Here is a 15,785-nt window from a genome sequence, read left to right as displayed (position 1 = left end):
GAGCGCCGCGGTCACGTTCGCGTTCGGCCGGGGCGCCGGCGCGCGGGGTGCGGCGTTCGCCCTCCGCGGGCGGCCGCGGGCGACGCGGCGGCTCGCCGTCCCGCCCACGCCGGGCCTCCTGGGGCAGCGGCGTCTGGCCGGTGCGGTTCGACCCGGCCGGCCGCGGACGGCCGCCGGCCGAAGTCGCCGCGGCGCGTGTCGACGGCTTCTCGTCGTCTTCGTCGTCCTGGCGGCGGGCGGCCTTGCCCTTTTTCGGGGCGTCCGGGTCGCGTTCGCGGAAGATCCGGACGAACCCGATCAGCAGCGTGATGCCGGTCGTGATCGCCATGGTCGGGAAGCCGTTGATCAGCGGCGTGCCGATGTTCAGGGCCTTGGACAGCATGTCGTCGCCCTGGGACCCCGAGGTCAGCAGGATCACGCCGGGCACGGTCACGGCCAGCACGAGCGGCGGCATCACCATCGGCCCGAACAGGCCCCGGCGCCGCACCGCGCAGACCGCGATGACGGCCCCGGCGATGTAGCAGACCGTGAAGATCAGCGGGATGTTGCCCTGGCTCGGCTTGCCGATGAGGGCGCCCACGATCGCCAGGCCGAAGCCCACCAAGACTGCTGCCCACCACGGCAACCCACGCCTCGAACCGACGACAGGACGCTCGTCCCACGGTACGGGGACGTCGTCGGCATCTGGATCGCTCTGGCGATCGCGAATCGCGGTCACAGCACAACACCGTATCTCGTGGTTGTGAAGATCTTGCCAGCACCGCCGCCGACATGGGTGTTCCGCCACCCGGCGGCGTGACCCGAGGGGCCCAGCCGGGTGCTGCTGTGGTGTGGTCCAGTCCTTTGTAAGCGCTGCCGGTTCGTCCCCTTTCCGACGTGGTGGTTCGCGGGTCGCCGCAGGTGGGAGGCTTACGTGGGTCTTCCTGCCGGGCTCGGCGAGCCGGTCGCCCGAGGGCTCCGCATCCGGCGATCGCACCGATCACCGGAGTCGGCGACAGTGACCAGTCCGACTCACTGCTCGCCGTCGGCCGGGCCGTCTCCGGCGAACGAGCGCAGGGGCCCGGTCCGGCGTCAGCCCCCGACCGCCGTCCGGTGCTGCCGTGACTGCCCGCACGTCCCGCCGCGACGTCGCACCTGTGCGCCGCTGCCCCGGCCGGAGCCGCTCAGCTGGCCGCCAGTTCGTCCCCCTTCCGCACCTGGGGAACCGGCGAGGGGCTGCCCGCCGCGTCCGTCAGCGGTGCCACCGTCGCCCGGAACGTCTCCAATGCCTCCAGCTCCCGCCGCCGCGCCGACAGGAACCGCTGCAGGTGCGTGCTCGACAGGTTCAGGGCCTCCACCGCGCCGCCCGCCGCCCGGTGCGCGCCCGCCGCCCCGGCTCGCACCTGCTCGACGTCGGCTTCCAGGGTCCGGTCGCTCGCCGCGAACAGCGCCGCCGAAGCCAGCACCCCGAACCCGGTCGGCCCGCACAGGAACACCCGCCGGTCGATCAGCCAGCGCAGCAGTTCCGGGTCGGTGTCCAAGGCCGCGACCACCGCGGCGTCGGACGGGACGAACATGATCGTCCCGTAGATCGCGTCGGCCCAGCGCTGGTAGCCCTTGCCCGCCAGCTCGGCCGCCCGGGCGCGGACCTGCCGGACGTGCGCGCGCAACGCGTCGATCCGCTCGTCCGGGTCGTTCGTCTCCACCGCCTCGGCCCAGATCGCCATGCTCGCCTTGGCGTCCACCGGCACCGTGCGGTCGCCGCCCACCCGCAGCACCATGTCCGGTTTCGCCGAGCCGCCGCCCCCGACGTCCGTCTGCAGGGTGAAGTGCAGGTTCTCGCGCAGCCCGAGCGCGCGCGCCGTCTCCACCAGCACCTGCTCGCCCAGTTCGCCGCGCCCGCTGATCGAGGCGAACGCGACCTCGTAGCGGCGCAAGGCCAGCTGCTGCTGGTCCGACTTCGCCCGCTCGGCCGCCACCTGCCGGGCCGCCGCGTCCGCCCGGCGCATCCCGTCGTTGTAGAGCCGCCACAGCACCGCGACGGCGAACAGCAGCAGGACCGCGAGCACGATCGCCGCGGTGGTCAGCACCGTCGCCACTTCCGCCTCCTCCCTCCGGGCCGCCTGGTTCGGACCGCGCAGACATCATGGCGGACGGCACCGACAAAAACCGCAGCCGAACCGTCGCTCTGGGTAGCTGACCTGCGAACAAATAAAAATCTCGCGGGGCGTGTCCGGTCCGGGCGCCGTGCTCCGACCCCCCTCGGGGGTTCCCCGAAGAGAGAACGGAGGACGCCATGACGTTCCCACTCGTCGGCGTCGGCCTGCCGATCATCGAACCGCTGGCCGGCCCCGGCGCGATCCGGCGGATCGCGCTCGCCGCCGACCGGTTCGGCTTCCACAGCGTCGGTACGTACGACCGGCTGCTCGTGCCCGCGACGCCCGGCTGGCGCAACGACGCCGGCCTGCCCGCGCACGCGGCTTTCGACGCACTGGAGACGCTGACCTGGGTCGCGGCCGTGACCGAGCACGTCCGCCTCGTCCCGGGCGTGGTCAACGCGCTGTTCCAGCCGCCGGTGCTGCTCGCCCGGCGGCTGGCGACGCTCGACCGGCTCTCGGGCGGCCGGGTCGTGGCCGGCCTCGGCCAGGGCTGGCTGCCGGAGGAGTTCGCGGTCAGCGGCGTGCCGCCGGCACGCCGGGGCCGCGGCTTCGAGGAGTACCTGGAGGTCCTGCGCGCCTGCTGGGCGCCGGGTCCGGTCGAGCACGACGGCCCGCGCTACCCCGTCGCGCGGGCGCTCATCGGACCCAAGCCCGAGCGGCCCCTGCCGATCCTGCTCGGCGCCGTCGCGCCCGAAGCCGTCGAACGCGCCGCGCGGCTCGCCGACGGCCTGATCATCGCCTTCCTTTCCTGGGAGAGCACGGAAGAGCAGCTGCGGATCTACCGCGACGCGGGCGGCGACGGCCGGATCGTGCTGCGCGCGGGGCCGCCGGGGACGGCGTTCCTCGAGCCGACGATCGTCAAGGACCTCGGCCGGGCGGCGGACCTCGGCGTCACCGAGGTGATCTGGGACCTCAACGTCGCGGGCCTGGGCGTGGACGCCCAGCTGGCGGCGTTCGAGGACCTCGCCTTCGAACTGGGCACCTGCTAGTGTTCGTACACACGTTCGAGTGAGCCCGCGGCGAGTCTCCGCGGTTTCGTCGGGGCCGGGTCGTACCTTGGCCCCGTGAGATTCCTGCACACCTCCGACTGGCACATCGGCCGCACGTTCCACGGCGCCGACCTGCTCGCGGAACAGGAAGCGGTGCTCGGGCACCTCGCCGACCTCGTGGCCGGCGAGGCGATCGACGCCGTCCTGGTGGCAGGCGACATCTACGACCGCGCGGTGCCGTCGGCCGAGGCCGTCCGGGTGGCCACCGCGGCGGTCGCGCGGATCCGCGCCGCCGGCGCGCAACTGGTCGCCACACCCGGAAACCACGACTCGGCGCCGCGGCTCGGCGCCTTCGCGGAGTTCGCCGCGGCGGGCGGGCTGCACCTGCGCACCACCGTCGGCGGGCTGGCCGAGCCGGTGCTCCTGGCGGACGGCGACGGCCCGGTCGCGGTCTACGGAATCCCTTACCTGGAACCGGAACCGGCGCGCCACGCGCTGGGCGTGCCGGACGCGCGCGGCCACACCGGCGTGCTCACCGAGGCCATGCGGCGGATCCGCGCGGACCTCGGAACCCGGCCGGGCGTCCGGTCGGTCGTGCTCGCGCACGCGTTCGTCACCGGCGGCGAGCCGACCGGATCCGAGCGCACGATCGCGGTCGGCGGGGTCGAGCAGGTGCCCGGCTCGGTCTTCGACGGCGTCGACTACGTCGCGCTCGGCCACCTCCACGGTCCGCAGACGCTCGCCGCGCACCTGCGGTACTCCGGCAGTCCGCTGGCGTATTCGTTTTCCGAGGCGCGGCAACGCAAATCGGTCTGGCTGGTCGACCTGGACGAGAGCGGGCTCGCCGAGGTCCGCCGCCACGAACTGCCCGTCCCGCGAAAGCTGGCCACCCTCCGCGGCCGGCTCGAAGACCTGCTCGTGGACCCGGCGCACGACGAGGTCCTCGAGCACTTCCTGTCGGTCGCGGTCACCGACCCGGTCCGCCCGGTGGACGCGATGCGGCGGCTGCGCGGGCGGTTTCCCCACGCCGTGCACCTGGAGTGGGAACCCGAAGGCGGCAACCACGGCGCCCCGCTGCGGTACTCCGACGCCGTGCGCGGCCGGTCGGACATCGAGATCTCGCGCGGCTTCCTCGACGACTGCCGCGGCGCCCCGCCGACGGAGAGCGAAGAAAAGCTCCTCTTCCACGCCCTCGAAGCGGCCGACCGGGGGGCACTCGCGAAATGAGGCTGCACAGGCTGGCGGTCGAAGCCTTCGGGCCGTACTGCGCACGCGAAGTGGTCGACTTCGACGTGCTCGGCGCCGACGGTCTCTTCCTCTTGCACGGGGAAACCGGTGCGGGCAAGACCACGCTGCTCGACGCGATCGCGTTCGCGCTGTTCGGCGTGGTTCCGGGCGCCCGCAACGAAGCCAAGCGGCTGCGCTGCGACCTGGCCGAGCCCGAGCAGGTCACCGAGGTCGCGCTGGAGCTGACCGTCCAGGGCCACCGGCTGAAGATCGTCCGCAACCCGGAGTACCAGCGGCCGAAGCGGCGCGGCGAGGGCACGACCACGCAGCAGGCACGGGTGTCGCTGAGCTGGGTCGGCACCGCGCCGGCCGGGCTGCCGCCGGAGGGCCTGATCCGGATCGAGGAGGTCGCGCGCACCGTCGAGCGGCTGCTCGGGATGACCGCGGCCCAGTTCTTCCAGGTCGTGCTGCTGCCGCAGGGCGAGTTCGCCCGGTTCCTGCGATCGGACACCGCCGAGCGCGAGAAGCTCCTCGAAAGGCTGTTCGGCACCGAGCGCTTCGCCGACGTCGAACGCTGGTTCGCCGACCTGCGGGCCGAGCGCGGCCGGGAACTCGAGCACCAGCAAGGAAAAGTGCGGGAGCTGCTGGCGCGCTACGCGCAGGAAGCCCAGCAGGACCCGCCCGAGGAGGGCGTGGCGGAGTGGGTCGCCACCGTGCTGGCGGCGTCCGCCGAACGCGCCGGGCAGGTCACGGCCGAGGAGGAACGCACGCGCGCTTCGGCCCGGCGCGCGGATGTCTACCTGCAGGAGGAACGCGCCGGTGCGGAGAAGATCCGCCGGGTGCGCACCGCGCACCTGCGGCTCGTCGAGATCACCGAGCAGGCGCCGCAGCGCGCCGAGTGGGCCCAGGAGGTCGCGGCCGCGCGGCGGGCCGCCGGGGTCGCGGTCGAGGCCGGCTTGCTGGATCGGCGCGCCGCGGAACTGGCCGAAGCCGAGCAGGCGGAGAAGGCCCGCGGCGCGGAGTTGCGGGAGTTCGGCACCCGCGCCACCGGCGACCTCAAGGCGCGGGCGGCCACCGCGCGGGAAGAAGCCGGCGCCGTCGCGGAGCTCGTCGCCGAGGCCGAGCAGCAGCAGCTCGACGTCATGCGGCGGGACGACCGGAAGCTGGCCGCTGTCACGGCCGGGCAGCAGGTCGAAGAGCTGACCACCGAGCTGGCCGCGATCCCCGGTCAGCTGGCCGAACTGCGCGCGGACGCCGTCGAGGCGGCCGAAGCCGAGGCGAAGCTCGACGGCGCGCGCGCCCGGGTGGACGAGCTGAGGGCCTTCGCGCGCGACGCGGCCGACCTGCCCGAGGCCCAAGCGAAGGTCGCGCGAGGCGAAGCGAAACTGCGGGAAGTCGTCGACTCGCACCAAGCGGCCCGGCAGCGCCGGCTCGACCTGCGTGAGCGGCGGCTCGACGGGATGGCGGCCGAGCTGGCCGCCGCGCTGCCGGACGGCGCGCCGTGCCCGGTCTGCGGGTCGGCCGAGCACCCGGCGCCGGCGAAGCGGGACGTCGAGCTCGTCGACCCCGCCGAGGAACGCGCCGCCGAGGAGGCGGAACAGGCCGCCGACGCGGTGCGGCAACGGGTCGTCGTCGCGCTGGAGGAGGCGAAAGCGCGGCTGGCGGGCCTGCTGGAACGGCTGGGCGAGCGCACGGCCGAGTCGATCACGGCCGAGCTGGGCGAGGCCCGCGCGGTGGTCGCTTCGCTGACGCAGCAAGCGGCCGGGAAGGCGAAGCTCGGCGAACAGGTCGTCCTGCTGGAACGCGACCTCGAACTGCGGACCGAACGTCGCCGCCGGGCCGAACAGGCGGCGACCGAGGCCACGACCGACGTCCGGGCCCTGGAAGAACGGCTGGCCGAGCGCGAACGCCGGCTCGTCGCCGGGCGCGGCGAGTTCGCGGACGTCGGTGCCCGGCGGAAGCACCTGGTCGGGCTGGCCGAGGCCCTCGAAGGGGTCGCGGAGGCCCGCACGGCCGTCGTGGGTGCTCGCGAGCGCGTCGCCCAGCAGCGGGCGCTCGTCGAGGCGGCGGTCAAGGCGAAGGGGTTCACGTCGCTGAAGAAGGCGCGGGCCGCGATGTTGCCGGACGAGCAGATCGAGAAGCTGGAGCAGGGCATCGCCGAGGCCGAGGCCGCCGCGGCGGGGGCGCGGGCGCTGCTGTCCGAGCCGGACCTGTTCGGGATCTCGCCGGACGACGTCGCGGACGTCGACCGCGCGGCCGACTCCGCCCAGCTGGCGCGGGCGCGTGCCGACTCGGCGTACGCGGCGCTGCGGGTGGCGACCGCTCAGCACGACGAGCTGACCCGGCTGGCGGGCCTGCTGCGCAAGGCCCTCGCCGGCCTCGCACCGGCCGAAGCGGCGTACGCCGAGCTGCGCGCGCTCGCGGACGTCGTCAACGGGCGGGGGCAGAACAGCCGGAAGATGTCGCTGCGCTCGTACGTGCTGGCGGCTCGGCTCGAGGAGGTCGCGGTCGCCGCCACCCACCGGCTGCGCACGATGAGCCAGGGGCGGTACTCGTTCGTGCACTCGGACGCGGCCGGTGCGCGCGGGACCCGCGGCGGGCTCGGCATCGACGTGCTGGACGACTACTCGGGCACCATCCGCCCGGCAAAGACGCTGTCCGGCGGCGAGTCGTTCCTCGCGTCGCTGGCCCTGGCGCTGGGGCTGGCCGACGTCGTCGCCGGGGAGACCGGCGGCGCGCTGCTGGACACGCTGTTCGTCGACGAGGGGTTCGGCACGCTGGACGCCGAAACCCTCGACGTCGTGATGAACATCCTCGACGAGCTCCGCGCGGGCGGCCGGGTGGTCGGCCTGGTCTCCCACGTCGAGGAGCTGCGGCAGCGCATCCCGACGCGGCTGCGGGTCCGGAAGTCCCGCACGGGCTCGACCGTGGAGGTGCGGGCCGGTTGACGATTCCGCCAAGATGAAGGCATGACGGAACAACCGCCGGACGGCCTGCCCCGCTACCGCCTGCTCACCGGGCCGGACGACGCGAAGTTCTGCCACCGGATCAGTGAGGCGCTGGACCTCGGCTACCGCCTGCACGGCTCGCCGGCCGCGACGTTCGACGGGACCCAGGTGATCGTCGCGCAGGCCCTGCTGTGGCACGGCGAGCAGGGCTGACGCGGCGTCAGCCGGCCTGCCGGAGGTACATCCCGGCGTAGGAGCACCACGGCGTCCAGTGCCGGGCTCGCTCCGGCAGCGAGTCCGCCGAGATGCCGAGCCGCGTGGCACTCTGCCGGATTTCCGGGTCGTTCAGCAGGATGTCCGGCGCGCCGAGGACGCGCATGAGCACGTGGTCCGCCGTCGGCGCGTCGATGCCGGGGCACGCGAGCAGCTCCGCCCGCAGCTCGGCCGCCTCCCGGCCGACGTGCACGTCCAGCCGCCCTTCGGCCAGCGCCGCCGCAACGCTGGTGACGTTCTCGTCGTAGCCGGCCGTCGCGATCTGTGCCGCCGTCGGGAACAGCCGGGTGACGCCGAACTCGCCGGGCACCTCGTCGCCGTGCCGCACCGGGGCCGCCCCGAGCAGGGCGCGGAGCAGCAGTTCGTCGCCGTCCACCGCGCCCGGCACCCGGATGCCCGGCACCGCCGCGACGATCGGCGCCAGCGCCGGATCGGCGCCGAGGACCCGAGCGATCGCCACCGGGTCGGCGTCGAGGTCGAGCAGCCGCCGCACCCGGCTGACCGCGCTGCCGAGGTCGCGCAGGTCGGCCAGAAGCAGGTCACAGCGCACGTGGCCGGCTTCCGGCGTCAGCCGGACGACGCCGGTGCCGTGCGCGAGCCGCAGCGTCCGGGCGTACGACTCGTCAGTGACCTCCTCGACACCGGGCACCGCGTGTCGGGCGAAGAAACGAAGGAGCCCGGCGGCGTCGAACGGCGGGCGGAAGGGCAACCGCAGGCTGAGGCGCGTCGAACCTTCTCCCGGTGCGCGGCCGCGTCGCAAGCTCGCCGCGCGAAGCTGCGACGGCGTCGTCGCGAACACCTCGCGGATCGTCTCGTTGAACTGCCGGACGCTGGAGAAGCCCGCTGCGAACGCGACGTCCGTCAGCGGCAGCCCCGACATTTCGATCAGCAGTCGGGCGGAGTGCGCGCGGTGGGCCCGGGCCAGCGCGAGCGGGCCCGCGCCCAGCTCGGCGGTCAGCACCCGGCCGAGCTGGCGTTCCGAGTAGCCGAGCCGTCGCGCGAGGCCTGGAACGCCTTCGCGCTCGACAGTCCCGTCGGAGATCAGGCGCATCGCCCGCGCGGCGAGGTCGGCGCGCACGTTCCAGTCCGGCGAGCCCGGCACGGCGTCGGGCAGGCAGCGGCGGCAGGCGCGGAAGCCGTTGGCCTGCGCGGCCGCCGACGTCGGGAAGAAGCGGACGTTGCGCTCCTTCGGCGTCGACGCCGGGCAGGACGGCCGGCAGTAGATGCCGGTGGTGCGCACGGCCATGATGAACTGGCCGTCGAAGCGCGGGTCGCGGGCGGTGACCACGCGGTAGCAGCGCTCGGCGTCGCGCCAGAGGGCGAGCGTTTCGGTGACCATGGATCCGAGCATGCCAGCAGGTCAGCGCCGTCGCTGGCGGAAATCCGACGCGGCGTTGGGCGCGTGGGCCTTGGCCGGGTGAGCCACGTAGACTGCGGGGTCGTGAGCCTCACCCTCGGTATCGTCGGCCTGCCCAACGTCGGCAAGTCCACCCTGTTCAACGCGCTGACCCGCAACAACGTGCTCGCCGCGAACTACCCGTTCGCGACCATCGAGCCGAACGTCGGTGTCGTGCCGCTGCCGGACCCGCGGCTGGACAAGCTGGCCGAGCTGCACAAGTCGGAGAAGATCGTGCCGGCGGTCGTGTCCTTTGTGGACATCGCGGGCATCGTGAAGGGCGCGTCCGAGGGTGCCGGGCTGGGCAACAAGTTCCTCGCGAACATCCGTGAGGCCAACGCGATCTGCCAGGTCATCCGCGTGTTCGACGACCCCGACGTGATCCACGTCGACGGCCGGATCGACCCGATGAGCGACATCGAGACGATCAACACCGAGCTGATCCTGGCCGACCTGCAGACTCTCGAGAAGGCCGTCTGGCGCCTGGAAAAGGAAGCGCGGACCAAGAAGGAAGCGAAGCCCGCGCTCGAGGCCGCGCAGAAGGCCAAGGAGATCCTCGACAGCGGCCGCACGCTCTTCTCCGCGCAGAAGGACGTCGACCTCGAACTGCTTCGCGAGCACAGCCTCCTCACCACGAAGCCGTTTCTCTACGTCTTCAACGCCGACGAGGCGATCCTGACCGACGACGCCCGCCGCGAGGAGCTGACGAAGCTGGTCGCCCCGGCGGACGCGGTGTTCCTCGACGCGAAGGTCGAACAGGAGCTGCTGGAGCTGGACGACGAGGAGTCGGTCCGCGAGCTGCTGGAGTCGGTCGGCCAGCCGGAGCCGGGCCTGTATTCCCTGGCCCGCGCGGGTTTCCACACGCTCGGCCTGCAGACGTACCTCACGGCGGGCCCGAAGGAGTCCCGCGCGTGGACGATCCCCCAAGGCGCGACGGCTCCCCAGGCGGCGGGCGTGATCCACACGGACTTCGAGCGCGGCTTCATCAAGGCGGAGATCGTCTCGTACGAGGACCTGATGGCGGCGGGCTCCATGGCGGCGGCCCGCGCGGCGGGCAAGGTCCGCATGGAGGGCAAGGACTACGTCATGTCCGACGGCGACGTGGTCGAGTTCCGCTTCAACGTGTGAGCCGTCCGCTCACCCTGGCCGAGTGGACGATACTGGAGGCGCTGCTGACGCGGACTTCCCCGGTGCCGTTGAAACTCGACTACAGGCCGCCACCGCTCGTGTGACGGGTCGTTGCAGCTGTGGGCACCCCACACGATCGACCTCGCCGTGGACGAAGCGGCACTCGAGGGCCGCGCTGGAGAACGCGGTGGCGGTGAAGTCGACGTGTCGGACGGCGGGCTGATCGTGTTCGTGAACGACGGCCGGTCGTCGGGGCTGGAGTAGTGGACCATGACCGACGAGACTTCGACTGGTTTCCGTCGCCTGACTTGATCAGGCGAGCCGGGGGAGCAACGGCCCGACGTTCCGCTCGTCCTGCTCTGCCACGCTTAGGATTGTCGTTCGATGACCTGATGGAGTGGCCCTCGGTGGTGGCGGTGGGCAAGTGATAGCGAGGCGCACTGACTAGATCATGGCCGAGGGCGAGTGATCGAGTCCCGCCTTGATAATTCAGACGGCTCCTCGCCAAAGGTCTGGCTCGGCCTCTGCGAAGCGGCACTCCAACGACTCCAGGTCTCCAAGCACCATGCGCATCCTGTGCCGGAACGCAGCACCATGAGCTGGGACCTTCAGATGTGTCAGTTCGTGGACGAGAACCAGGTCCACCAAACTTGCCGGCAACTGCATCAGTGCCCAATGCAGAGCGATGGAACCGTCTGGTTCGCATGCTCCCCAGCGCTCGCCGAGTTCCCGGACGGTCACTTCTCTCGGAGTGACGCCTGTACGTTCGGCCAGAGGTGCCACGCGGGCAGTCACCCATCGACTGCCTCGCGCGGAGTACCACTCGGCGATCAAGTGAGCACCCTGTCGCGGGGATCCGGTGTCCGGGAGCTCCAGCCAGCCTTGATGCAATCGCACTCGCCGATCCGGCTCGGCGAACACGACCTTCAACCGATGGTGACGCCCGAGGTATGCGAAGCTTTCCCCGCCCACCAGTTCCTTGAACGGCTGTCCTCCGCTGCGTCTGCGCCGCCCGACCTCATCGGCGAGGCGCGAAAGCCGAGCACGTACAGCCTCGGCGACTGCCTGCGGATCAGCGTCCGGCGGCACCGCGAAGAGCAGACCACCGTCCTCCTGGATTTCGATCCCCAGCGTCCGGCGCCGCGGTCGGACGACGACATGCCACGTCCACTCCCTTGGCATGGGAAGTGAAGCGAGGGCGGACTGGACGGTCGTGCTCACCCGGCATTCGTACCATCAGGCACCGACAGAAGCCGCCCGCGCCACTCCCACCGATGTGATCATGTCCCATAGCGCCGGAAGTCGTCGCATCGCTCCACGGCGAGTTCCAGAAGCTCCGCCGCCATGTCGGCGGTCCTCTCCCATTCCACGCGGAGGTGTTCGGCAACCTTGAGGCGGAGTTCTTTGCGCACGTCGTTGCGCGCATCGGCTTGAGCGGGAAAGTGCGGGTTTCTCACAAGAAGCGCTATATCCGTAGAGAGCTGGTGCGCCGCCCATGTCAGGTCATCCTCCGTCGGCACAGGGATCGCGACAATTCGCTCCAGCCCCCTCACCAGCGAGCGGTACACCGGTCCGTCGGTTCGCGGGTCGAGACTTGGCCCGGAGTCTTCGACGTCCTCGGTGACGTCACCGACAAGCTGTGCGAGCTCGGTCGCGGCCTGCTCGAAGTCCTGGTGCATTCGCTGGACGATCTCTTCCAGCCGGCGGCTGAAAAGTTCGTAGCGAGCCCGGTCCGCGCCGATGTTGGCTGTGATGTGCGTTCGCAGCCGGCTCACCATGTAGCGGGTCTTGGCGCGTGCGTCCTGGTTGGCGTCGACGCGTTCGAAGAAGTCGGGCGCGGTCAACTCCACGGGGGGAATCCGCAGCTCGACGCCAGTGACCCGGAGATGGTCGGCGATGAGCCTGCGCACCTTCGCCGCGTACCGGCGCGGGCTGAACTCGTCGCGCCCGTCCAAGTACCTCTGCCGTGCGAGGTACTGAACCTCTCCGAGGTGGCCTGCGAGTTGTTCGTAGACGAGTGCGTATGGCCGAGGCAGGACAGCTCCGAGTGCTTCAAGGAAGTCGCGCGCCAATTCGTCGAACTTGCCGCGCTCCAACGGGTCGGCAAGCAGGTCGAGAAGGTCCTCTCGGCGTTGATTGTCGGCGAGGGTGACCGTGCCGTGTGCGTCGTACGACGCCAGGTTTCGCCCTTCGAGGAAGCGGGCGACGGAGCCGTGCAGGTCTTGGAGGAGCCGATCGGCGGCGGCATCCGCCTGGAGGAGTAGGCCGTCACCGGTGGGCTGCGTTCCCTCGAAGTCCGGGCTGAGGTGGTCGACGGTGACGTTCTGGTAGCCGTAGACCTCACGCAGGTGGTGCTGCTCGTACGCGTGCAGGGAGCGCGCCAGTTCGGGACCGATGCCAATGAAGTCGACGACCAGCCCCCACCTCTTGCGCGGATAGGGTCGGTTGGTGCGGGCTACAGCTTGAAGAAGGCCCACCCCCGAGAGGGCGCAGTCCAGGTAGAGCACCTGTTCGACGGGTGCGTCAAAGCCGGTGAGCAGCATCGACTGAACGACGAGGAAGGCCAGCGGCTCGGTGGCTTCCCGGTCGCTACCGTCGGCACCCTCTCGGCTGCCGTCTCCCACGCCGACGGCGTCTCCTGTCAGCCAAACGTCAGTCATGGGTGCGCTGGGCGAGGGAAGCCCCTGGCCGGCCATGCTATGTGGGTCTACGTCCCACGAGGGGTCGATAGCGGCGTCGAGTGGGTCGCCGAGGCCCGCCTTGAAACGCTTGATGTACGTGTCTTGCCGGGACTTCAAAGTCCAGTCCCGCCATTCTCGGGGATCTTTCCGGTTGTCGCCGTGGATCACCACAGCGACATCGATGGAGGCGAGGACGTCACGATGCGGCAGCACGGTGAGGAGGTTGCGTGTCTCCTCATCGGCGCCGAGCATCGCTGTCGGGTCGTGGCGCAGGACGGGATCGAGCGCGTCGAGCTGAGCGACCAACCGGTCGCGAGCTGCGAGCAGGGCAGACCGATAGCGCACGGCCGCGCGCCGGGACACCGCCGCAAGCTGGGCGCCGAACCGGTCGGGCAGTGCGCTGATCGCCCAGTGCCGCAGCATGTAGTCGGCCTTGTCCGCGATCACCGAAGGCGCTTCCAGGATCTCTCGCTGGCGCGCGAACTTCCGCAGTACGCGCGTGCGCTGCTGGGGTTCGGCGGGCACTTGCTCATCGAACTTGGCGTCCAGGGTCGCCTTCTCGACCACTTCCAGCGGTACTTCGTACGCCTCGTAGCGCACTGGAACGACAGACCGGTCCTGTTCCGCGTCGCGTAGCGTGTACGTGTCGACGAGCGACCCGAAGATGTCCTCGGTCTTCTTGCGCGTGCCACCGATGATGGGGGTTCCGGTGAAACCGATGAGGACGGCTTTCGGTAGCAGAGCGCGCAGTCGGGCGTGCAACCAACGGTCCTGGCCGCGGTGCGCCTCGTCAACCAGGACCACGATGTGCGGGCTGGGGTTCGCAGCCCGGGTTTGAACGTGGGCGTCCTCGCTGCCGTCCTCGGTCCCCAGGCTCTCCTCACGCCCGTCATCGGCGGTGTCGTCACGCTGTGCTTTCTGGAGCATCACCAGGACGACGTCCGGTACCCGTACCGCGAGTTGCGCGCGAGCGTCCGCGACTCCGTCGGCCCGGTAGACGGTCTCCTCGGCCGCGGCCATGGACTCCAGAATCTGCTTCTCAAGGTCGATCCGGTCGGTGACGACGACGACCTTGTGTCCCTTCAGTTCGCGGTTGCTCCTGAGGTGACGCACTAGGAAAGCCATGGTGAGGCTCTTGCCGGAGCCCTGGGTGTGCCAGACGACTCCGCCCCGCTGGCCGGCGTCATGTCCCGCCGCGATCGCCGCTGTACGTTCCCGCAGCGCACGGGCGAGCCTCAGTACCGCCCGGAACTGCTGGTAGCGGCCGACGACTTTGAGCGTACGTTCGCCCTGCCCGCGCTCGGTGGTGAAGTCTCGCACCAGGGTGAGGAGATGGGCCGGGGTAAGTACGCCGACGGTGAGGATGGCCATGTCCGTATCGCAGCCGTCGGCGGGTGCGGGTTCGGTCGTACGCCACGGAGTGAAGTACTCGGGAGTCGAGGTGACGGAGCCCAATTCGGCGTACGTGCGATCGGTGCCGATGAGAACCTGCGCATAGCGGGTGAACTCGGGGACGGGTACCGGGGATTCCAGGCTCGCATAGCGGCAGACCTGGCCGACGGCGTCGTCCAGGGCGGCCCTGCTGTCGCTTCCGGATGTTAGCGGCGCCTTGCACTCGATGATCACCCAGGGCAGCCCGTTGACGAACAGCACCAGATCCGGGGTGACGTGGGACGAGTCCTTCCGGTCCACGCGAAACTGGCTGACGGCCAACAGGTCGTTGCGCCCGCCGTTCTCCCCTTCCCAGTCAACGAGCTGGACGTGCTCGGGGTCGCCCTTCTTCCACCCTGGCAAGATGCGGGCGTTGACGCCGTCGCGTAGCAGTTTGGTCACCGCGAGGTTGGCCGCTACGCCACGCTCGGCCGGGCCCTGGCCAGGGGCCGTACCAAGCACGAGCGCAAGCAGACGGTTGAGCTGGGCGGGGGTCAGCCAAGTACCGCCGTCTTTGGGAGCCGGATTGAGCCGCGCCACGGCGTCCCGGAAGCGGTCCTCATATACGACCTGGTCAAAGGTCGCCCTCTGGGATGGTGCCGGGGTGCCGACGGGCTTTCCGGGAGGAGCGCCTTCCAGGTGCTCCCACCCGAGGTCGATCAGCTGCTCGATCAATGGCTTCTCGGTGTTGACGTACTCTGGCCCCGCGTACTCCGACGCACTTTGCGTCTCTGTGTCGTGCTCCCCACTCAACGCCAAATCCCACCCTCGTCGTTCGCTCAAGTGTCGTCCTGCAGCGTACGGGCAATTCTACGTTCAGGCAGCGAGTTCGCCAGAGACGTACGGTCTTGATCGAGCGGCGAAGACCGGACCTGCTCAGACGGCGTATGCCTTCGAATAGCTGGTGAGCAGGTTTTCAACTACAGCTTGCTGGGTGGTACGCAGCTTGGCCGCGACCGCAACCTGTCGCTCAATCTGTCGATCGACCGAAGCGACAGCCTTAACAATCTCGTCCTGTCGCTCTAAGCTGGGGAGCGGCACGTGCAGCGCTTCGACAATCGTGGCGCTAATTTTCACCATGCTCTCGCTGGTGCCGCGCGCAGCGCCCCTTACGGCAGCGCGTATGGGTTCGGTTTGTAGAACAAGCTCAAGGTACGAGGTAAGACATTGCGTCTCATCCGGGCGTAACCTCATCATGAGGTCCGGGTAGATGCATGGGGAGCCGATATCTCGGTAACGTCCGGTCAGGCCAACGAGTTCCCTGGTATTGGCCCGACTCATTAACAAGTCTCCGTCCTGAAGAAGGTATCGTCTTCCCGGTGGGCTATCAGGGACGCGTTTCAGCTGTTTAGGGGCAAACCCTTCAGTGGTGAGGCAACCAAGTCCCAACGCCTGAAGTCCAGTCCATCCTGGAACCTCCAGTGGTGAGTACCCATTCCTTGGCTTGTCAGCAAGCACCTTTACCAAGGCAACTCCGGGTGAGGCGCCCCAAGATTTCCGGACAGCTTTCCTATAGCTAATTCATGCTGCAAGCTGTCGGCTCAGATACTCGTTGTGGACCTCTAACGGGGTCT

General features: G+C 70.3%; 11 protein-coding genes. 5 read left to right on the top strand and 6 right to left on the bottom strand.

Features of this window, described 5'->3' with window-relative positions; genetic code table 11:
* Together AB0N03_RS51170 and AB0N03_RS51165 are read right to left on the bottom strand one after the other, a co-directional pair.
* On the bottom strand, window positions 1-718 hold a 718-nt coding region (locus tag AB0N03_RS51170; protein WP_364388658.1), incomplete at its 3' end, for a DUF6542 domain-containing protein.
* Between the two features lie 445 nt (window positions 719-1,163).
* Window positions 1,164-2,078, bottom strand: a complete 915-nt coding sequence (locus AB0N03_RS51165) for a DNA recombination protein RmuC (RefSeq protein ID WP_364388656.1) — start codon at window positions 2,076-2,078, stop codon at window positions 1,164-1,166.
* A 197-nt stretch (window positions 2,079-2,275) separates the two neighbouring features.
* Here AB0N03_RS51165 and AB0N03_RS51160 point away from each other — a divergent pair, with 197 nt between their 5' ends.
* The 4 genes from AB0N03_RS51160 (at window position 2,276) to AB0N03_RS51145 (ending at window position 7,515) form a co-directional block, all read left to right on the top strand.
* A complete protein-coding gene (locus AB0N03_RS51160; RefSeq protein ID WP_364388654.1) occupies window positions 2,276-3,127 on the top strand; it encodes a TIGR03619 family F420-dependent LLM class oxidoreductase in 852 nt (283 codons plus the stop codon).
* Between the two features lie 75 nt (window positions 3,128-3,202).
* Window positions 3,203-4,354 (top strand): exonuclease SbcCD subunit D, encoded by a 1,152-nt coding sequence (locus AB0N03_RS51155; protein WP_364388652.1) that lies wholly within the window; start codon window positions 3,203-3,205, stop codon window positions 4,352-4,354.
* Window positions 4,351-7,302, top strand: a complete 2,952-nt coding sequence (locus AB0N03_RS51150; RefSeq protein ID WP_364388650.1) for an SMC family ATPase — start codon at window positions 4,351-4,353, stop codon at window positions 7,300-7,302. The genes AB0N03_RS51155 and AB0N03_RS51150 overlap by 4 nt, the downstream gene beginning before the upstream one ends.
* A gap of 21 nt (window positions 7,303-7,323) precedes the next feature.
* Window positions 7,324-7,515 (top strand): DUF1737 domain-containing protein, encoded by a 192-nt coding sequence (locus tag AB0N03_RS51145; protein WP_364388648.1) that lies wholly within the window; start codon window positions 7,324-7,326, stop codon window positions 7,513-7,515.
* A gap of 7 nt (window positions 7,516-7,522) precedes the next feature.
* On the opposite strand, the gene AB0N03_RS51140 is transcribed toward AB0N03_RS51145, so the two are convergent.
* On the bottom strand, window positions 7,523-8,914 hold the full coding sequence (locus tag AB0N03_RS51140) for an AlkA N-terminal domain-containing protein (protein WP_364388646.1): 1,392 nt from the start codon (window positions 8,912-8,914) through the stop codon (window positions 7,523-7,525).
* Window positions 8,915-9,016: 102 nt separating this feature from the next.
* Here AB0N03_RS51140 and ychF point away from each other — a divergent pair, with 102 nt between their 5' ends.
* Entirely contained in the window at window positions 9,017-10,099 is a 1,083-nt protein-coding gene (ychF, locus tag AB0N03_RS51135) for a redox-regulated ATPase YchF (RefSeq protein ID WP_364388644.1), read from the top strand.
* A gap of 489 nt (window positions 10,100-10,588) precedes the next feature.
* On the opposite strand, the gene AB0N03_RS51130 is transcribed toward ychF, so the two are convergent.
* From AB0N03_RS51130 to AB0N03_RS51120, 3 genes are all read right to left on the bottom strand, one after another.
* Window positions 10,589-11,320, bottom strand: a complete 732-nt coding sequence (locus AB0N03_RS51130) for a SprT family zinc-dependent metalloprotease (protein ID WP_364388642.1) — start codon at window positions 11,318-11,320, stop codon at window positions 10,589-10,591.
* 59 nt (window positions 11,321-11,379) lie between these two features.
* Window positions 11,380-14,994 (bottom strand): type I restriction endonuclease, encoded by a 3,615-nt coding sequence (locus AB0N03_RS51125; protein WP_364388639.1) that lies wholly within the window; start codon window positions 14,992-14,994, stop codon window positions 11,380-11,382.
* A gap of 93 nt (window positions 14,995-15,087) precedes the next feature.
* Window positions 15,088-15,669, bottom strand: coding sequence for a restriction endonuclease subunit S (locus AB0N03_RS51120; protein WP_364388637.1), 582 nt, complete (start codon window positions 15,667-15,669; stop codon window positions 15,088-15,090).
* Window positions 15,670-15,785 lie beyond the last annotated feature (116 nt).

The sequence above is a fragment of the Amycolatopsis sp. NPDC051061 genome, assembly GCF_040682935.1.
Classification (GTDB): domain Bacteria; phylum Actinomycetota; class Actinomycetes; order Mycobacteriales; family Pseudonocardiaceae; genus Amycolatopsis.
This window is presented reverse-complemented; position numbering and strand designations above follow the sequence as displayed.

Bases quoted from the DNA above. Each gene is read 5' to 3' on its own strand.
- AB0N03_RS51145 (WP_364388648.1), top strand. From the start codon at position 7,324: ATGACGGAACAACCGCCGGACGGCCTGCCCCGCTACCGCCTGCTCACC.
- AB0N03_RS51150 (WP_364388650.1), top strand. From the start codon at position 4,351: ATGAGGCTGCACAGGCTGGCGGTCGAAGCCTTCGGGCCGTACTGCGCA.
- AB0N03_RS51140 (WP_364388646.1), bottom strand. From the start codon at position 8,914: ATGGTCACCGAAACGCTCGCCCTCTGGCGCGACGCCGAGCGCTGCTAC.
- AB0N03_RS51160 (WP_364388654.1), top strand. From the start codon at position 2,276: ATGACGTTCCCACTCGTCGGCGTCGGCCTGCCGATCATCGAACCGCTG.